This window comes from Paenibacillus sp. L3-i20 (assembly GCF_022180385.2).
GTDB lineage: Bacteria > Bacillota > Bacilli > Paenibacillales > Paenibacillaceae > Pristimantibacillus.
In genome coordinates this window covers 930,199-949,852 of the sequence record NZ_BQME02000001.1, presented here as the reverse complement: position 1 = coordinate 949,852, position 19,654 = coordinate 930,199, and the positions used below count along the sequence as shown (strand labels likewise).

The following is a 19,654-nucleotide window of genomic DNA, read 5'->3' as shown; positions in this document are numbered from 1 at the left end:
CCATTAACTGTACAACCTTCAGAACGGCATAAGAAATATCTTCTTCTGTTTATACCAGCGCAATATTCAGTACAATAAGTCACCCAATCACCTGCAGTACATCTGTTAGGACATGCCATTATTATTCACCTCCTCTCGTGTGGTAGGTAAAAAAATAGAATCTATCGGAATAAATATCATTTGTTGAAGATAATATAGAGGATAAATTTATTCGTGTAAACGCTTTCACTAAAACTGTGTATAATAATGGTTATTTCGACAAGGTTTTATTGGTTTTTTGAGTATTATGCGACAAAATAATCGTTATTTTTTCGGAATGTGCTTCATATGGGTAGGACAAGTGGAGTGAAATGTTGAATTTATGTTACAGGGGGAGATAAACAATGATTAAAAAGTGGTTAAAGTATTTATGCTGGATCGTAGCGGTTCCAGTAGCATTACTCATTATTTTTCTAATTTATGTTACAGCGGTAGACTACAAACCTCCCGGGCAGGTTGAGCTTAACGCTATTAACAATATGAGTGGAAAAGTGAAGCAAGGCGAGCCGTTTACAGTTACAACGTTCAATATTGGTTATGCAGGGCTGGACGAGGGGCAAGATTTCTTCATGGATGGCGGTGAAATGTCACGTTCAAGCAGCAAGGAGCAAACCGAACATAATTTAGCTGCTATTGCTTCTGTATTAGAAGAAACTGCTTCAGATATGTATGTTTTGCAAGAGGTTGATAGGGAAGCTTCTCGCAGCTATCATATTGATGAAGTTAGTGAGCTTGGCAAAGCTCTGCCTCAATACAGCTCAATATTCGCAACCAACTACAAAGTGCCTTGGGTACCGGTTCCAGTGCTGCGACCGATGGGGAAAGTACACAGTGGATTGTTAACGATGTCAACATTTGAAAGTACGTCTCATATTCGATATGATCTTCCCGGTAAGGAAAGCTGGCCAGTTCAACAAATGGAGCTGGATCGCTCCTTTATTGAGAGCAGATATCCTGTAGATAATGGCAAGGAGCTTGTCCTTATTAATCTTCATCCATCCGCGTTTGATAAGGGCGGAGAAATTCGTAAGCAGCAGTTGAGCTTCTTAAACAGTTACATTCAAGAAGAAATGAAGAAGGACAATTATATGATCATTGGTGGAGATTGGAATCATGCATTGCCTGGAACAAAGCGGGATCAATTTGAAACGGAGCAACAATGGCCGGAATGGCTTCAGCCTTTCCCAGAGACATTTGCACCAGAAGGATTCCAATGGGCAATCGATCCGAGCACACCAACTGTGAGGACGCTTGATATTCCCTATAAGGAAGGTGTTAACTTTCTTGCTGTCATTGACGGATTTTTTGTATCGCCAAATATCGAGATTGAGCGTGTATACGGGCATGATTTGAAGTTTAAGCACAGCGATCATAATCCGGTTACCGGAAGCTTTATTTTAAAGTAGGTTTAGGGAGGAAGACTACGCCATGGAGCACAACCATGATGAGCGAAGCAGCCAACATTCAGATAAAACAAAAACGAACTTGATGAATCGTTTAAATCGAATAGAAGGACAGGTACGTGGGATCAAAGGACTGATCGAAAAAGACGCCTATTGCGACGATGTGCTTAATCAAATTGCTTCGGTTCATGCTGCTTTAAACGGTGTGGGGAAGCTTTTGCTAGAGGAACATTTGAAGAGCTGTGTCGCTCAGAAGATACATGAAGGCGATACGGACATTATTAATGAATTACTTATTACGGTGAAGAAGATGATGAAATAGTGATGTTTTTTATGTAGAGGGTGAACCAGTAGGATCATTGGAAATGATCTTACTGGTTTTTTCGTATTTAATGGATAAACGCTATCACGCTTCTGCCCTATTTAAACCACCCTTTGCGTTTAAACCAAAACAGCAAGGATGTGCCAACTATGAGCATGATCGTTAATACGCCAAAGTATCCTAGTCGCCATTTGAGCTCAGGTATATTTTCGAAGTTCATCCCATAGATACTCGCAATAAATGTAAGTGGTATAAAAATAGATGTCATTACCGTCAGCGTCTTCATAATTCCATTCATTCTGTTGGAATTGATGGACAAATAATTGTCGCGCAGATCTGCTGTCATCTCTCTATTGGATTCGACCATATCAGAAAGCTTAAGCAAATGATCGTGGATATCTGTAAAATACAAACGGAGTTCATCTAATCCGTCAATTCGATCTGAATTAACAACTCGATACAACAAATCTCTCATAGGTAATATAGTCCGCCGCAATTTTAATAGCTTAGAGCGAATCTCAAAGATATCATCCATTAGCTCTCGAATGGACTCGGAGCTCACATTGACTTCAATTTCGTTTAAATCTTCTTCGATCTGGTACACACCAGGGAAATATTGATCCACTAATTTATCCATCACCAAGTAAGCAGCGTACAAATGGCCTTTGTCTACGCCTTTATTTTGCTTTGCAATTTTGCACCAAGCATCTTCAATCTCTCTTGAATATTGAAGGTGAAAGGTTACGACATAGTTGGAACCTAGAAATAAGTCAATTTCTTCAGCGGCAAGTGTCTTCGGATTAATGGCATGCATAACAAAAAAATGCATATTCTCATAATGATCCATCTTGGGACGCTGTAGTAAATGGTAGCAATCTTCAACTGCAAGCGGGTGGAAGCGGAAATGGTTTTCTAATAGAGTAGCTTCTGCTTCAGTAGGTATGTCGAAATCGACCCAATACCATTTGATATTGGCATCAGAAAGTTTATCTAGTGGTATATCTCTTATAATTTCGAGATCATTAGTGATCGCTAAAGAACGTATCATCAGAATCTCCCCTTTTTGGTTCTACTTGATTAAGGCTTTAAGAAATTGTAGCACAAGCTCTCGATTGGAATATACTAATCTATCGAGATCTCTCTCAACAAATAGGATATTTTATCTATTCAGGCCTTGAATAATGGGACTAACTATTCAGCTGAAAAAGTTGTGAAGTCGGGTAATTTCCCCAATTCTGTGAAATTGTTAATCCTTTTTGTACCAAAACCTGTGTTATACTGTGCGGAGGCAAAAACCGACTTTTCGAAAGATCGTCATACCATATAACTTGAGAAATTCGAGGAGGTATTTATGGTTAGAGAAAATGGAAAAATAGGCAAACGAATGCTTCTTATAACGTGGACATTGCTCTTACTTTGCATAGGGCCACTATCGGTCGTTGCGGCACAGGATAACAAAACAGTCGTTGCGAATGGTGTTTCAATTAAGCAGGATGGCGAGAAAATAAAGATTAAAGATCCAATCAGGAAACAAGGTGAACGGATCTATTTGCCAGTTGCAAGCATTGCGGGGGCATTGGATGCGAAGAGCAAATGGGATAGTGACAATGAGGAATTAACGATAAATACGGTGCAAGGTGATAAAATCGTTCTTGGAAATGGGGTTCCCGTCCTTTATTTCAACGAGGGACGTTATATTATGGACGAGGTACCATTCCTAGTCGATGGCAAGATGTATATGCCGCTTCGTCTGATGGCAGAGCTGCTGCATGCAACAGTGAAATGGAATGATGCAGACAATACAGCCGAGCTAACGACAGTGAAGCCGGCGGTTGTAGTAGCGGATTACGGACTGGCTGAAATCAGCAAGCAGTATGGCAGCAGCAAGTCGGAGTTGTTAAAGCGCAACGGCCTAGAGAGCCAAGATACGATCAAGGAGGGCACTAAGCTGCTCGTTGTTGTACCATCAATTTTTGCAAAAGAGGCTGAGCCTTTCACGGATAAGGATCTGAGTTTACTTGCAAAAATTACACAAGTTGAGTCTGGCAACGAATCATACGAGGGACAGCTTGGCGTCGCCAATGTCATTCTTAATAGGGTCAAGGATTCAAGATTTCCGAATTCCATCGAAGGTGTTATATATTCAGGGAAGCAGTTCCCGCCTGCGCATAACGGGATGCTCGACAAGAGCAAGCCGAATGCAAGTGTGCTTCGTGCTGCTAAGGATGCGTTAAACGGTAAAAACAATGTAGGCGGTGCCGTCTATTTCTTTAACCCAAAGGTGTCCAAAGGATCATTCTGGTCTGACCTTGATGTGATTGTTACGATCGGCCATCATAGCTTCGCAAAGTAGGTAAGTTAGCTAAAGAGCACAATTATAGCGAATAAATAGAAATTAAAAACCTTTAACACCCTTGAAAGTTTCACCTTATTGGTGATCCGATCAAGGGTGTTTTTCTCGTTAACTCAGCTTTTTCCCACCTTTTACCTTCCTCCATAGAAATGTAAACTCCTTTACAAGACCTTTATTCGAGCTTGATTTGACGTTAACAATTGAAGCCTACAATTGGCGTACGCAAACAAAACAAATGTTAATTTTGAATGGAGGTTACGCATCATGTCAGCCATCACACTGCATTCATTGTCAAAACAATATACGAAAGACAAAAGAACATTAGACAATATTAGTCTTGATATTAAAGATAAAGAGTTTCTCGTATTGCTCGGTCCATCCGGGTGCGGCAAGTCTACCTTGCTTAGAATGATCGCAGGCATCGAGGACATTACACATGGTGAGGTAAAGATCGGCAATGTATGTGTGAATGATGTTGAACCTAAAGATCGTGGGGTAGCGATGGTGTTCCAAAACTACGCTCTTTACCCACATATGACCGTATACGAAAATATGGAATACGGTTTGAAGATCAAAAAAGTGAAGAAACCCGAAAGAGAAGAACGAATTCAAGCAGCTGCGGACATTTTGCAAATTACTCATTTGTTGAAACGTCTTCCTAGTCAATTATCAGGCGGGCAGAAGCAGCGGGTTGCTATTGGCAGAGCTATCGTGAAAGAACCAAAAGTATTCCTAATGGACGAACCGTTATCCAATCTGGATGCGAAGCTCCGAAATGAGATGAGAATCGAAATAAAAAAGCTGCATGAGCGTTTAGACTCTACCTTTATTTATGTGACTCATGATCAAGTGGAAGCTGTTACGTTAGGTGATCGCATTGCGATTATGGCTGACGGAAAGTTTAAGCAGATTGGTACTCCGATGGAAATTATTGAATGCCCTGCGGACATGTTTGTAGCCAACTTTATAAGCTCGCCGCCAATCAATTATGTTGAAGCTGAGCTGGTTGAACGATATGGACAAATTTATGCGGACTTAGATGGAATGTTAGTGGAGACAAACCTTCCACTAGATACGATAAAAAATCATCCGAGCGTGATCGCAGGTATACGACCTGAGCATTGTTTCATTACAGAGGAGACGAACAACACATTCGCAATGAAGATTTCTTTTACTGAAATTATCGGGACGGATGTACTGCTTCATCTAACGTATAAGAACGCTACTTTTCTTGTGAAAAAGAGTTTTGACGGCATGTATGCAAAAGGTGAAACGGTCAATGTAGGTATAATGGCGAGTCATCTTCTTGTTTTCGATAAGAACACAGAAATGAATGTAAGGAGCATCCGATGAATGTACTCATATCGGTAGATGGCCCAAGCTATACAACCTTTGAGCGCTATGCGGGAAGTTTTATCGAAAACGGCTTCTCCTCTTGCAAAAAGTTAATTACAACGTTCCCGTCGGTTACTTTTACCGCACATGCAACAGCTATAACTGGCAACCACGGCAATAAGCATCTTGTGTATGACAATGTCTTATTGCGTGGGAGCACGATGGAGCAAGTGCCGCTCTACGGCGACCATGAACTCATTTGCAACGATGAGCTACACAAGCAAACGTTATTCCATTCTTTAGCTGCGAGTTCACTTACAAGCTGCTGCATCCATTGGCCGCTAACATCGGGAAATCCATATATCAATCATTTGGTGACGGAGTCCAGCAGCAAGAAACGGATTCAGGCTAGAGACATTGATGCTGTGTACGAGGTTGATGGCATTGCTATTCGAGAAACGTTAGGAGCTATTCAGTCGAATGCTTATGACTTTGTCGCAACACGGTTCGTTGGTTACGATGCTTTGTCTCATCAACATGGAAAGGACTCGGTAGAGGCCATTCATTGTCTTGAGACGTTGCTTGATTATGTTAACGATATTCATCGTGCATTAGAGGAGAGCGGTACAGCATACAACCTGATCGTCTTTTCTGATCATGGGCAAAGCGATGTTCGAACGTTCTTTTATCCCAATAAAATATTGGCACAGAGCGTCTGGCAGCAGGAACTCCTGAACAATCAGATTCGATTCGTTGGTGATGGGAGCGGCTCAATGCTGTTCTACAGCTCGCTTGAACAAGAGCAGAACCAAAAGATTATGGATTACTTTAATGAGATGACAGAAGTCAGCCATTTCTATGCACTGGTTAAGCTGGAGGGTGAGCATAACTCTGAACTTCGACCAGCCGGCATTATGGACTTGAACGACACCGTATGCGGTGAAGATATATTTGCAACTGAGGAACCCAAATATGTGGGGCTAAAAAGTTTACACGGATATCACCCTCATATTGTGGATGAAATGAATGGCTTCATGATTTGGATTGGAGACGGATTGAAGCGGGGAGTGCAGTTGGAGCAGCAATCAATCGGGAGCATCGCACCTACGGTTGCGAAGTTGTTCGGCATCCATCATCCCTGCACCAGCACAGAAATTAAAGACATCATTAGGGAGCTTAAATAGATGATCAGGTTAAAGGGCAGAAGTGTGAAGGAAAACCTATGGTCGCTTGCGCTTCTATTGCCAGTATTGATTCCATTAGTTGTGTTTTGGATTTATCCGATGATCAAGACATTCCATATTAGCTTTACCGATTGGAACTATATTTCACCAACCTATGAATATGTGAAGCTAGACAATTATGGGGATTTGTTAGGCGATTCCTTCTTTCTGAAAGTACTTATTAATACGCTCGTGTTTACAATATTCACCGTTGTACCGCCTATCGTTATTGGGCTGCTAGTGGCAATTAGGCTAAGCAAAATAAAAGCGCTTCGTACATTGTTTGTAGCGACTATCTTCTCATCATGGTTAACGCCAACCGTTATTGTATCAATGGTTTGGGTCAGCATATTTGATAAAGATACGGGGATCGTGAATACGATCTTGCAAGCAATAGGTATACAGCCAGTGATGTGGTTGGGCGGCGAATCAACAGCGATGTTCGTTGTTATCCTTGTAACGGTGTGGAAGTACTTGGGTATCGCGATTTTATTGCTTACCTCAGCACTAGCTAAGTCAGATCCAGAAGTAGAAAAGGCAAATGCACTTGATGGAGGCAAGGGACTGCGGAAGCTAATGAAAATTACGTTGCCTGCAATCTCGCCAATTCTAATATTCCTGTTTATCCTGTTTACGCTAGATTCTCTGAAAGCCTATGACCAAATATACATTTTGACTCAGGGCGGTCCAGCAGGGGCAACATCGACGATCCTTTATTATTTCTATGTATTAGCTTTTCAGTGGTATGAGACAGGTTCAGCATCGGCGCTTGCCATTATGTTCCTCGTCATCTGCCTATTGATTAGTGCACTAAATTACTTCATATCGAAGTTATTTGTAAAGAAATGAGGTGATGAAGGTGAACTATGCGAATGTGAAAAAAGGTATCAACTATATCCTGTTAATCGCGCTCAGTGGACTTATGGTGTTTCCGTACTTATGGATGTTCATTATGTCCATTAAGCCTAAGGACGAGCTGTATAGCGGCAAGATATGGCCATCAACGTTTCATTTTGAAAATTATTTGCGAGTGTTTACAGAAACAAATATGCTGCAATATTTGTGGAACAGCATTTATGTCAGTGTAATTATTATCGTGTTGCAAATCGTATCCGCCATATTTGCAGCTTATGTATTTGCGGCGATACCGAAGAAGTGGGTGCAATTTATATTCGTAATCATTCTAGCAACGTATATGTTGCCAGCGGCGGTTACCTATATCCCTTCATTCATCTTGATATCCGATTGGGATTTGCTCGACACGCATATCGGGTATATCTTCAGCGAATCGATAAGCATCTTCGCCATCTTCTTCTTGCGGCAAACATTCGTTCAAGTGCCTAATGATGTGGTACAGGCAGCGAAGCTGGATGGAGCGGGACATTTAAGACTTATCTTTACGGTGTATATACCCTATTCAAAAAACGCGATTGCTTCCCTAATACTGATCACTTTTATTTACAGTTACAACAACTACATGTGGCCTTCCTTGTTAATTAAGTCCGAGGAAAACATGTTTGTAACAATCGGACTCCGAAGAATGTTTATGAGTCAAGCAGGCTATGGGATGGACTTTCCTCTAGCAATGGCAGCTTGTGCGGTATCGCTGCTGCCGATGTTTATTCTACTGGCTGTCTCTAATAAACGAATTATTCAATCGATGTCTAGTCTCTATGTAAACAAATAAGGTGGTGATGTCATCTAGACTATTCAAGGGATCAGCCATGGACTTTATTACAGGATAAGCTTTACAAATCATCCCTTCGAGAGGAAGTTTACGATGAAAAATCCGAGAAAAAGCATCAAAAATGCAATTTTGACTACTATGTGCCTTACATTGGTTTTGGTAGGGATAGTTGGCTGCTCAGGTCCTAATAATACTTCAACGAATAAGGTTGCGACGAACACAACAGGAGAGACAAAAGAGAAAACGAAGCTTGAGTTTTACTACGGACTTGGCGGCAAGCTTGGCGAAACGATGGACAAGCTGATTAAAGATTTCAACAGCAGTAATGAGAAGTATGAAGTTGTGCCTATCATTCAAGGCAATTATAGCGAAACGTTGCAGGCATTGCAGGCATCCCTTGCAGCAGGCAAACCACCCGCTCTAGCGATTAATGGCTACCCTGAATTTATGAAGCTGGCTAAAAATGATGTGTTGCTGCCGCTAGATGAGCAAATCAATCAACCAGAGTATAACAAGGACGATATTCTTCTTCTGGAGCAGGGCAAATACAATGAAGCAACAGTAGGCGTTCCGGCGTTTGTGTCCACTCAAATGATGTATTACAGAAAAGATATTTTCGAGAAACTTAACATTGATTACGACGCACTCGAAAGTTTCGAGCAATTAGCAGATGCAGCAAAGACGATTAAGGAAAAAGAAGGCATCAATGGCTGGTCCGTTATGTGGTACGCGGAGCATATGATCGATTATGCACGTTCAGCGGGCGGCGATATCGTCAGCGAAGACGGCAAGACGATTACGATAGATTCCGAAGAATGGATTTACGCATGGGATCTTATTCGCAAGTCGATTCATGAGGACAAAACGATGGAAACGGTGTACGGCGGCAATGGCTGGGAATGGTGGTACAAAACGATTGACAATGTGATGAATGGCAAGTCTGCCGGCTACACAGGTTCATCTGGTGATGGCGGCGACTTGGATTTCACGAAGGTAGCTACTGGCATGCAAAAAGGATTTAACGGCAGCAAACCAAGACCTGTAGCTGTATCTGTCATGTTTAACATGTTCAAAGATTCTCCAATCGAGCAGCAACAAGGTGCTTGGGAATTTGTGAAGTTCTTCTCAGAAGCACAGCAAACTGCTTATTGGGCTGTAGAGACAGGTTATATTCCGATTCGCAACAGTGCGGTAGAGACGGACATTTTCAAAAATCAACTGAAAGTAAATCCTTATCTGTCGGTACCTCTGGAGCAAGTTAAGGCTAATGGAATCGCACCTTATATCGATCCAACAGGCGGCAAAATTTATGCAGAAATCGAGCTGGCGAAGGACAAAGTACTCGTTCAGAACATGCCTGCGGCAAAAGCTTTGAAGGAAGCAAAAGAAAAGGCGCAAAAAGAGCTTGATGAAGTGTTGAACAAAAAATAATAACAACTAGGGAGAGATAACAGATGAAAAACGGAATTGAATTAGCGATATTTGACCTTGCAGGAACATTGGTAGAGGATAATAACGGGGTTAGGGACTGTCTATATCAAGCAGCAATCGATTTTGGATTAGAGGTTACTAGGGATGAAATCAGCACTCATATGGGTACCAACAAAATTCATCTCTATCAATATTTGATTGCTAGAACGAAGGGCAACATCATTGACTTCAAAAATTTCGAAATCGAAATCGATAACGAAACGCTAGAAGAGGCGATCAAGCTATACGATAAATATACCGAGTATATGATTGCTTATTATATGGAAAATTGCCGTGAAATCGAAGGCGCTACGGAGACGCTAAGATGGTGCAAAGACAATGGTATCAAAGTAGCAACTGGTACTGGTTTTCATAAAGATATTAATGCAGTCATTATGGACAAGCTCGGCTGGGTTAGAGATGGCCTAATTGATTATGCGGTAGATCTGGACATGGTTCCAGAAGGTAAAGGACGTCCGGCACCGTTTATGGTGTTCAAAGCAATGGAATATTTGAACGTACAAAACGTTAGGCACGTAATCAAAATTGGCGATACTCCTGCTGATATGCTCGAAGGCTACAATGCTGGCTGCAAAGCGATCATTGGTGTAACACAAGGTTCAACGCCAATTGAAGTATGGGGCAAATATTATCATACGCATGTCATCCACACAGTGAAGGACCTGCCTGAGCTTATTACTTCGGGCAAAATCGTATAATGGAGCAGCTTGAGAAATTAGCAAACATCGGTATTGTGTTGCCCAAGCTATTCCCATTCGAGCAGAGTAAGCCTGAGGAAATGATCTCAGGTCTGCTCACCATATTGGAAGATCCTTTCTTCACGGCAGTTGAGGTTTCATATATTGCTGATAAGGAAACAAGAGAGCTCGCTAAATCCTATATGGAGTATAGCGGTGTAGAAATATTGTTTAACGGTGGAGATGCTTTTCGTGAATTGAAAATTAATCTAAGTTCCTTGGACCCGGTCATTAGAAGTCAGTCCATTCAACAATGCTTCATGCTAATCGACCACTGTTATGAAATGAATGCCAAAGTGATGCATATCGTTACTGGCAAGTATGAAGGGGAAGAAACGAAGCAGCAAGGTATTATTGCGTTTATGGATTCGACTATGCAGCTTTGCAAGTATGCGAAGGAAAAGGCCAGTTCGTATGAGCTTTGTATTTCGTTGGAAATCGGGGATCGACATATGGATCGCCGCTACTTGCTCGGACCAACTCATGAGGCAGTTAATGTAGCCCAAATTATTAGGAGCGAATATAACAACTTTGGCCTGTTGCTTGATCAAAGCCATCTTCCTCTTATGGGAGAAGATCCGAATAAGTCGCTATGGCTTGCAAAAGACTATTTGACCCATATCCACATCGGTAATTGTTATATGAAGGATAGGGAAGCGAGTTACTTTGGCGACAAGCATATTCCATTCGGCATTAAAGATTCCGAAGTGGGTGTAGCGGAACTGACTAGCTTTATTCGAACGCTAGATGATATCGAGTTTTTCAAGAGGCCAAAGCCTACTCGGAAACCAGTCATCACCTTCGAGGTAGGTCGTCTTGGCTCTGAATCTCAAAAGCTAGTTATCGCCAATATTAAACGTACATTCTTTGAAGCTTGGGCACAGGCATAATAATCCGTCAGCAGGAGTTGGGAAGTAGATGAATGTTTTAATAACAGGTTATTTTAACGATACGTCCAAGAAAAGAGTGACAGGCGCTTTTCCAAAGGGCTGGACAATTACTATTGTGGAACCGCAGCATATCGAAGCATTCATTGGTGAAGCAGAAGTATTAATACCAGAGCATATCCAGGTAGATGGACCATTGTTGAATAAAGCGCATCGACTCAAATTTGTTCAAACAGGCGCGGGGTATGACAATGTTGATATCGAGGCTTGCACAGCTAGAGGCATATGGGTCAGCAATGCAGCCGGAGTTAATGCAAATGCGGTAGCGGAACATATTATCGCATTCGTTCTTAGCTACTATAAGAACATTCCATTTCTCGATGGGGCTTTGAAGAACGGGGCAGACGAAACAAAGCTGGATTATGTCGGAGGCGAGTTGTTTGGGAAGACGATCGGCACAATCGGCTTTGGTGCTATCGGCTCCAGAGTAGCTGAGCTGGCACGGGCGTTTAAGATGAATGTGCTTGCGTATGACACGAACAAAAACATCAAAAGCGACGATGTTGAGTTAGTTGATCTAGACACATTGCTAGCTAATTCCGATGTGATTGCGATTAACATCTTTTTGAACGAGTCTACTAGACATATGGTGGATAAAGCCTTTTTGGCGAAAATGAAAAAGAACGCGCTACTCGTGAACACCGCTAGAGGACCGCTCGTATGTGAAGAGGACTTGATCGATGCGCTCAAAAATAACGTTATCGGCGGCGCTTGTCTAGACGTATTTACGGTGGAGCCATTAAGCGAAGACAGTGAGCTTAGAAAGCTTAGCAATGTTATATTGACGCCTCATACAGCAGGTATGCCGGATGGAACGAAGTTCCATGAAACAAGATACCGCTTCTTTGTACAAAACATTAGGAGAGTAGAACAGGGCGATACGCCTCTTAATAGTTTAAATACAGTGTAATGATTTATGGTTGAGAATGAGATGACATGTAAATATACAGAAGTTGAGGGATGTTTCAGAGGTTATGTGACCTTTGGAGCATCTCTTTTTCTTTTTCGGTTATAACCAAAGTGAAAGTAATATCGCAGAAAATGCTGTAGCTTTATGTCTATATTTTTCGGATTAACAGAACCTTTGTCGGCTTCGGAAAAATAAATAGAAAACACGCTTAGGTGACTCAACTGTTGAGTCATACAAGCGTGTTTTTTGTTTGTAGGTAAAAAATCAGAAGAGTGAACATGTGTAATTTTTTGTCATAATTTATGAGTTTTACAGAACCTTTGTCGACGACATAAAAATAAAAGGGTATTTTACAGTTTTTGGCGAATGTGTTGAGCTGGTAACATGACACAACCGACATGAATTGCTAATCATGTCGCTTTCTAAACACAACAAGACGAACCCAACACTGTATACGGGATTCGTCTTTTTTATTATGCCAGCCAATAAGGACAACAGGAGTTATTGATGAACGAGCACATAGAACCAGTGACCGAAGGAGTAGCGCAAGGAGGTCTACTTAACCCAATATCATCGAATATCGTTCAAGATGAACTGGACAAGGATTTTGCAACTAATAAAGTGAATCAGGAGTGGTGAAAGAGTGAGGAAACAATTTATTGTATATATCATTATTTTAAGCATATTAGTTACACTATTGCCTCCTCCACCTGTTGCTAGTGCAGCAGAGAAGCTAGTTGGAGAGAACTTTATAGATATTAAAGGTCACTGGGCTGAAAAAACGGTTGCTGCGGCGAAGAAGAACGAGACGATCAATGGTTATGAAGATGGAAGCTTTAAACCAGATCAAGATGTAAGTCGTGCAGAGTTTGTTACTTTTGTAAATAAAGGTCTTGGTTTGAATCCTAGAGTATACGACGCTGAATTTAGAGACGTATCTAGTACAGCTTGGTATGCCAAAGACATAGCAATAGGGCAGAAAAGTGGATATATCCAAGGATATAATAGGATATTTCGACCCGATGTTTCCATTACTCGCGAGGAAGCTGCTGTTATCCTTCATAGACTTATGAACGAGCAGCAACCATTGGTTAATAAGAACAAACTGAAAATTTCCTTCACGGATGCGAATCAGATTGCTAATTGGTCAAGAACAGCAGTTGAACAAGTGACAAATGATCAGTTAATGGATGGTTATCCCGATGGAACATTCCAACCGAAGGAATTGATTACAAGAGCAGAGACATTAGTTGTTCTCGAAAGGTACGCAAAACTGTATTCAATTAACATAACTGAAAATAAGAAAGAAGAAAATTATCTTAATCCGAGCTTCCCGTTAGAAGCAGATATTTCGGAAGATAAGCCTGTTCTAATCATCAATTCACCTACATCTGGCTCCCAATGGATGACACGTGAGAGTCAAGTAACATTAGGAGGAATAGCAAAGTCACGATCGCTGAAGGCGATCAGCTATGAAACGAGTGATGGTCAGACTGGACAGATTGCGTTAAAGGAGAGTTGGGAGCTTCCATCCATTGCGTTAAATGGTGAGGAAACAAAAGTTTCGATTACTTTGACAGATATGGAAAATCATAAATCTACGGATGCTATTACTATCATTAAAGATGCTAGAGTTCCAGAGCTACAACTGGCTAATAAATATCAATCAGAGACGATTTATGTATCAGAATCTGAGATTGAACTAAGTGGTACTGCTTTTGACAATCAACGAGTAGAAAGTATCTCTTATACGATTAAGAGTGAAGATACATCCTACAGCAGTGTAGCCCAAGGTACAAATGAGTGGAGTATACCGAGACTAGCACTTACCTCTGGGGTAAATGAAGTCATTATTACAGCACAAGATAAAGCAGGAAATAGCTCCACCATCAAACGGATATTCATTAGAAATGATCTTGCTTCATTTCAAGGAGAGTTGGCAGTTTCGAATCAGCTGCTTTTCGTTAAGGAACCACACACCGTTACATTCACCGTTCCTTTCTACACGGAATATGTAAAAAATGATCTATTGTTGTATCGCATTCATGAGGATGGTAAGAAGGAGAAGATAGCCGTCTTAAATGACGATGGCAATCTCTATAATGGCGATGATATCGGCAGTGACGGTATATATTCAACGAAGATTAGACTGGATGCAGATTCTACAGGAGAAGTAATGTATCAAGCTGTTATAAACACCCATTTCGGAGTTTTATCAAGCAATGAAGTGAAAATTGAAACCGTAGATCGTGGAACAAAGGAACAGCACCAGCAATTTATTGACCTGGGAGAACAAGCACTTGATCAGGTAGTGAGGCAATCAGGACAAGATGCTACGAATAAGAAACAAGTTGTGGATTGGTTATTAAAGCAGCCGAACGTAGAAGCAGCAGGTGTATCTCCCGAAGGTGGGAGTATCTGGTATGAAAGTGTAGACGGTATGCGAGGCGGCATTCTAGTTAATAAATCAGGTATAAAGGGTTCAATCGAGGGTGGAGCTATCACTCTGCCGGAGGCACAATTAGCAGAACTCGCTGGAATATCCGCATCAGGGACAAGCCCTTCTTTTCCTGCGCCAAGCTCGACAGGAGAATTAACAGTGGGAAGTGGCAATGTTCTCATCGCTTCACCATTTGCTAGCAAAGGACTGACCTCAGCAGCCTACGATGATATATCGGATGCCTTTAAATCTGCTCATTATAATGTGAATCGTTTAAAGGATGAAGCGGTGACGGTAGAAACCTTTAAGAAGCTCAGTCAATATGGCGTTATTATACTCGACACACATGGAGAATTGTTTGGATCAGCGGAGGATAAGACGCAATTGTTCTTAACGGGAGAGAAAGCGACTGCAGCGAATCTAAATATCTATGAGACGGATATGAAGAGTGGCAGATTAGTAGAGATGAATGGTTATTACGCTATTACACCTGCGTTTATATCTGCTTATAACAAAGCACTTCCAAGTACTATTGTATTTAATGGTAGTTGTTTAAGTGTTGCAAATGATAGTTTCGCCAGTACCTTTTTGGGGTTGGGTGCTTTATCTTATCTTGGTTACTCAGATTATGTTGAGGTGAAGAATGATCAAGCCATCGTAAGAAAGTTATTCCTACCGCTTGTGACAGATAAAAAATCTTTGGACCAAGCTTATGAGGGCGTCCTTTCAAGCGACTTGCCTGGAAAAGAAAGCATCAAATTGATGGGGTCTGCCCATGTGAGCTTAACGAATACTTTCTTCAATACTTCATTTGAAGAGGGAGATTTCGCTGGCTGGACTAGGGAAGGCGATGTCAGAGCTATTGCTAAGTTAGGGTCCATCTCACCAACACAAGGCAAACAAATGGCTATTATTAGTACAGGACTTGGTTCTGTAAATAATTCGGACAGCTATATGGAGCGCAGCATTGAGATTCCTGCTGGAGCCAAATCTATATTATTCGACTATAACATTCTGTCTGAAGAACCAATGGAGTGGCTTGATACTGAATATGATGATGAGTTTCAAGTCATTCTAGAAGCAGCTGATGGCAAGCAAAAAGTGCTCACCAAAGAAACAGTTAGTACGATAACGAAGTGGGAAGCTGTTGAGGAGCTCAATTTGGACGGCGGAGACCAAACTGCTTATATGACAGGTTGGAAGCGCGCAAGTGTAGATGTATCGGGTTATGCAGGAGAAGGAATCCTGCATTTTCAATATCGAGTATGGGATCGTGGGGATACAGATTACGATACAGCTGTGCTAATGGACAACATTAAAGTATCCTATTTCGAGGCGATTGACCAGAAGGATGCGGATAAAGATGGACTACCCGACTTGCTGGAGAAACAAGGCATACGTGTAGGATTTAACGGAAAATATCGATACACAGTCAAGACGAGCCCTGATAAACAAGATACGGATGGAGACGGTTTGACTGATGGTGCTGAACTCATATATCTCCAATTCTATAACAGTGTAGATGGCGGTTTCTTCGAGGCAATTGATCATCCAAACAGCAAGGTGGTCAGTTTGTTTGCTCGTGATATTTATGCAGAACTTGAATCGATTGTTGATCTGAAAACAGAATCTATCGATGTTTATAAGGAAAACATTATCAAAGCAGAGAACTATAAAACTGATTTGCTTGCGTACAGCAATAGAATTATGAACTATCACAATGATTTGCGGGAGGGAGACCGCAGTACTTTTCTTATTTACTTAAGTGAAATTCGCTTGTTCATCGATGTGTTAAATTCAGTCATTTCGACTTATGCAGATTATATTCTCTCTTCCACAGATGATGACGCGAAGATATGGTTGCTGAATGCAAACATTAGTCTTATGGATTCTGAATTTGGAGAAGGCGTTGTTATTAACCCACTTAAGATCAATCAGAAGATAGGGATTGAGAATTATGTAGATAATACAATTTATTCTGATGAAGGACCCAGAGGTAAACAATCCATTTTTAATAGCTATGATTTAACAAGCAACGAGCTAAAACAAATCTATGAAAAGGAGTTAAAAACGTTACCAATAACGCCTTATGAGAGCTACGAATATGTAATGAATGAAGAATCGTTTGATAAGCTCATTAATTATATGGAAGCTTGGTGGATATTAAGCGATTCAAGTAATGAAGATGACAAAAAATATCGATATCAATATGCAATTGAAGGATTGCGAATGAGAAACAACCCATGCAGCTATGTGCCGGGAGGCTGTGGAGATGGGACAGCAACTTTTGAAAAGTTCTTTGATCGTTATTTCTACATTCAATATAAGGAAAGCAATGGAACAGTAACTCGTTATTCCATAGAACCGGATTTAGGTGTTATTAAGCAGTCATCATCAAAACGAAACCATATCGTTTTTGGCCTTGTTGAACCGGGTAGTGGGAAACTATTGTATGTAGGTAGAACGGCTAACATTGAAGAAAAGCAAAATGCCATTCGTAGTTATCCAAAGTTTCTTGGATTGGAATGGACAGAAATCCATAACGGAGAAGATTACTTAGAAGCGAAAAAAGCAGAACAAACACTAATTAATAAGTATCGAGATACTCCAGTTAAACCTAAGTTACTTATTGGCGTCAGACAGCTAACTGATCGAAATAATCATATCGCAAGTCAACTTCGGTCTATTCGGAATGATTTGATGTCTAAGAGGTTAACGGGAGAAGTGGTGACGAAGGAAGTAAAATCTTTTAGTACGAAGAAAGCACTATTAGATTATCTTGGACCAGCAGATTCAGGAGACACTTGGCATTTTATTGCACCTGATTTAGGCCAAGTGTCGGCTTCCAAAATATATAGTACTGCAAACGTGGTTATTTTACCATATTCCGTTTCTAATGATGTAAAGGAAGCTATAGTCGCAAGACCAAGACATGAAATTATGTCGTTAACGTATGAGGCACTATATGATTTAGGACGAAGAGAGATCGAAAAGCATGGGCATTTGCTTATGTACGAACAGAATCTCAGGTTCGAAAAAGATTCGGTCAAGTTTTATAAGGAGATTATTTCACGTGGATCTGGTGTAAGTACGGATTTTATTAAAAAAATTCAAATCGTTCTTAGGGATCATTATAAAATCTTTAATGGAGAAGCAGATGGCAAGTATTCTATAGCATTAGTAAATGCATTTTTATTTTTTCAACATGCTATCCCTCATAAGGGTATTATGGCAGTTCATGTTAATACATTTAAAGTTAACTATAAGTTTGACGGTATTATTACGGCGGCGTGGGTATCATTTGCATGGAATGGGTTAGTGATAGACGAATACAATAGAAGCTTAAACAATAATGCATCGTCAAATTTATTCGATTTAAAAACATTGATAGGAATTATGGAAGGTATGCTTGTTCAAGTTATAGAAGAAGGTATGGAGATTATAGGCGGAGCATGGTCATTGTGTCCATTAAACCCTAAGTTTTATAGCGAAACGATACCTCAATATTATCAACTATTATTAGCAATTGTCAGTGGGCAAGGCGATGAGATATTAGGAGATATGTTGAACGATTTAAAGACAGAGTATGTGGGTGCGTTCAACTATATTAAACATAATACAAGCAAAATATGGGGTAAGAATAAAAAAGATAAGCCTACCTATAAAGAAGCTAAAGAATACGGAAAGAACTTAGCTAAGCTTCTAATAGTCATAGTCTCCGTAGTTAGTGTGACAGGGGCAGCGGCAAAATTAAGTGCTAAAGGAATCGTATTACTCAATAGGGCTCTGCAAAAAGTGGACGAAGTTCCTAGTACAAGAAACAAAGTATTTGAAAATAATACGATTCCATGTAATTGTTTCACTGCTGGAACGAAAGTTCTCACAGACGAAGGGGAGAAACCTATCGAGGAAATCGAGGTAGGGGATAAGGTTCTCGCTAAGTCTGATGCGACTGGTGAAGTGGCATATAAAGAAGTCGTGGGGCTGTTCCAGAAACAGGCTGATGAAATCTATAAGGTTCATATCGGTGATGAAGTCATCGAAGCTACTGCTGAACATCCTTTCTGGCTTGATGGCAAGGGATGGACAGAAGTTAAGGACATGAAAGTCGGAGACTTGCTTCTAACGAGTGACGGGGCTACGCTAGCAATAGACGGGATTGAGAAAGAGGCACAGGAAGCAACGGTTTATAACTTTGAGGTTGAAGACTTTCAGTCATATTTTGTATCTGATCTTAGGATTTGGGTTCATAATTGTCTGGTTCTAAAGCTCTCGGATTTAGGAAGCAAACTAGGCTCAGGGGGAAACAAAAATGTATATGCTTATGGTAAGGATAAAGCAGTTGGAGTACTGAAACCTGGGATTAATTCTAATGTAATTGATAATGAAATTGCACTTTTAAAGAAAATAAATGAACAAGGATTGCCTACAGTTAACCCAGAGAGAATGACCGTAGACGGGGAACCAGCTATGCTCATGGATCGCTTTGAATTAGGTTCGAAAGATGTTGTGCGAACTATAGACGGTGTGGTTAAAATAGTAGGTCAATCTAAACTGCTGAATAAGAAAAGTATCGAAGACCTGAAAAAAATAAGGAAATTAATGATTGATAAAAAAATTCGAATTCATGACCTGCAATTTCTCATTGGGAAGGATGGACGAGTAGTTATTGCTGACCCTTTAGATATATTACTAAATACAGCACCTTCTAAATCAAATCTAGATACAATAGACTTACTAATTAAAGCAGCTGAAAATAATCTGTAG

General features: G+C 40.7%; 14 protein-coding genes. 13 read left to right on the top strand and 1 reads right to left on the bottom strand.

What is annotated here, in order from left to right; translation table 11 throughout:
• The first annotated feature begins 383 nt into the window (after window positions 1–383).
• Together MFF31_RS04625 and MFF31_RS04620 are read left to right on the top strand one after the other, a co-directional pair.
• The gene (locus tag MFF31_RS04625; protein ID WP_238186937.1) at window positions 384–1,445 is read left to right on the top strand and encodes an endonuclease/exonuclease/phosphatase family protein; all 1,062 of its coding nucleotides are present in this window, start codon (window positions 384–386) and stop codon (window positions 1,443–1,445) included.
• A gap of 22 nt (window positions 1,446–1,467) precedes the next feature.
• Window positions 1,468–1,764, top strand: coding sequence for a metal-sensitive transcriptional regulator (locus MFF31_RS04620; protein WP_238186936.1), 297 nt, complete (start codon window positions 1,468–1,470; stop codon window positions 1,762–1,764).
• 97 nt (window positions 1,765–1,861) lie between these two features.
• Here MFF31_RS04620 and corA read toward each other — a convergent pair whose 3' ends face one another.
• Window positions 1,862–2,812 (bottom strand): magnesium/cobalt transporter CorA, encoded by a 951-nt coding sequence (gene corA / locus MFF31_RS04615; RefSeq protein WP_238186935.1) that lies wholly within the window; start codon window positions 2,810–2,812, stop codon window positions 1,862–1,864.
• Between the two features lie 303 nt (window positions 2,813–3,115).
• On the opposite strand from corA, the gene MFF31_RS04610 reads away from it, so the two are divergent.
• The 11 genes from MFF31_RS04610 to MFF31_RS04565 all read left to right on the top strand — a co-directional run bounded on the left by MFF31_RS04610 (window position 3,116) and on the right by MFF31_RS04565 (window position 19,654).
• Window positions 3,116–4,117: a cell wall hydrolase gene (locus MFF31_RS04610; protein WP_238186934.1), complete on the top strand. Its 1,002-nt coding sequence runs from the start codon at window positions 3,116–3,118 to the stop codon at window positions 4,115–4,117.
• A gap of 264 nt (window positions 4,118–4,381) precedes the next feature.
• A complete protein-coding gene (locus MFF31_RS04605; protein WP_238186933.1) occupies window positions 4,382–5,470 on the top strand; it encodes an ABC transporter ATP-binding protein in 1,089 nt (362 codons plus the stop codon).
• On the top strand, window positions 5,467–6,636 hold the full coding sequence (locus tag MFF31_RS04600) for an alkaline phosphatase family protein (RefSeq protein ID WP_238186932.1): 1,170 nt from the start codon (window positions 5,467–5,469) through the stop codon (window positions 6,634–6,636). The genes MFF31_RS04605 and MFF31_RS04600 overlap by 4 nt, the downstream gene beginning before the upstream one ends.
• Window positions 6,637–7,524, top strand: coding sequence for a carbohydrate ABC transporter permease (locus MFF31_RS04595; RefSeq protein ID WP_238186931.1), 888 nt, complete (start codon window positions 6,637–6,639; stop codon window positions 7,522–7,524).
• Between the two features lie 10 nt (window positions 7,525–7,534).
• Complete coding sequence (locus MFF31_RS04590; protein ID WP_238186930.1) at window positions 7,535–8,362, top strand: carbohydrate ABC transporter permease; 828 nt, start codon at window positions 7,535–7,537, stop codon at window positions 8,360–8,362.
• Window positions 8,363–8,455: 93 nt separating this feature from the next.
• Window positions 8,456–9,793, top strand: coding sequence for an ABC transporter substrate-binding protein (locus MFF31_RS04585; protein ID WP_238186929.1), 1,338 nt, complete (start codon window positions 8,456–8,458; stop codon window positions 9,791–9,793).
• A gap of 23 nt (window positions 9,794–9,816) precedes the next feature.
• The gene (locus tag MFF31_RS04580) at window positions 9,817–10,551 is read left to right on the top strand and encodes an HAD hydrolase-like protein (RefSeq protein ID WP_238186928.1); all 735 of its coding nucleotides are present in this window, start codon (window positions 9,817–9,819) and stop codon (window positions 10,549–10,551) included.
• Window positions 10,551–11,480: a sugar phosphate isomerase/epimerase family protein gene (locus MFF31_RS04575; RefSeq protein WP_238186927.1), complete on the top strand. Its 930-nt coding sequence runs from the start codon at window positions 10,551–10,553 to the stop codon at window positions 11,478–11,480. The genes MFF31_RS04580 and MFF31_RS04575 overlap by 1 nt, the downstream gene beginning before the upstream one ends.
• Window positions 11,481–11,508: 28 nt before the next feature.
• Window positions 11,509–12,447, top strand: a complete 939-nt coding sequence (locus MFF31_RS04570) for an NAD(P)-dependent oxidoreductase (protein ID WP_238186926.1) — start codon at window positions 11,509–11,511, stop codon at window positions 12,445–12,447.
• Between the two features lie 507 nt (window positions 12,448–12,954).
• Window positions 12,955–13,086: a hypothetical protein gene (locus MFF31_RS25160; RefSeq protein WP_282570419.1), complete on the top strand. Its 132-nt coding sequence runs from the start codon at window positions 12,955–12,957 to the stop codon at window positions 13,084–13,086.
• 4 nt (window positions 13,087–13,090) lie between these two features.
• On the top strand, window positions 13,091–19,654 hold the full coding sequence (locus MFF31_RS04565; RefSeq protein WP_238186925.1) for an S-layer homology domain-containing protein: 6,564 nt from the start codon (window positions 13,091–13,093) through the stop codon (window positions 19,652–19,654).

Excerpts from the sequence above, each read along its gene's own strand:
- MFF31_RS04625 (WP_238186937.1), top strand. The coding sequence starts at position 384 with ATGATTAAAAAGTGGTTAAAGTATTTATGCTGGATCGTAGCGGTTCCA.
- MFF31_RS04620 (WP_238186936.1), top strand. The coding sequence starts at position 1,468 with ATGGAGCACAACCATGATGAGCGAAGCAGCCAACATTCAGATAAAACA.
- corA (WP_238186935.1), bottom strand. The coding sequence starts at position 2,812 with ATGATACGTTCTTTAGCGATCACTAATGATCTCGAAATTATAAGAGAT.
- MFF31_RS04610 (WP_238186934.1), top strand. The coding sequence starts at position 3,116 with ATGGTTAGAGAAAATGGAAAAATAGGCAAACGAATGCTTCTTATAACG.
- MFF31_RS04605 (WP_238186933.1), top strand. The coding sequence starts at position 4,382 with ATGTCAGCCATCACACTGCATTCATTGTCAAAACAATATACGAAAGAC.
- MFF31_RS04600 (WP_238186932.1), top strand. The coding sequence starts at position 5,467 with ATGAATGTACTCATATCGGTAGATGGCCCAAGCTATACAACCTTTGAG.
- MFF31_RS04595 (WP_238186931.1), top strand. The coding sequence starts at position 6,637 with ATGATCAGGTTAAAGGGCAGAAGTGTGAAGGAAAACCTATGGTCGCTT.
- MFF31_RS04585 (WP_238186929.1), top strand. The coding sequence starts at position 8,456 with ATGAAAAATCCGAGAAAAAGCATCAAAAATGCAATTTTGACTACTATG.
- MFF31_RS04580 (WP_238186928.1), top strand. The coding sequence starts at position 9,817 with ATGAAAAACGGAATTGAATTAGCGATATTTGACCTTGCAGGAACATTG.
- MFF31_RS04575 (WP_238186927.1), top strand. The coding sequence starts at position 10,551 with ATGGAGCAGCTTGAGAAATTAGCAAACATCGGTATTGTGTTGCCCAAG.
- MFF31_RS04570 (WP_238186926.1), top strand. The coding sequence starts at position 11,509 with ATGAATGTTTTAATAACAGGTTATTTTAACGATACGTCCAAGAAAAGA.
- MFF31_RS25160 (WP_282570419.1), top strand. The coding sequence starts at position 12,955 with ATGAACGAGCACATAGAACCAGTGACCGAAGGAGTAGCGCAAGGAGGT.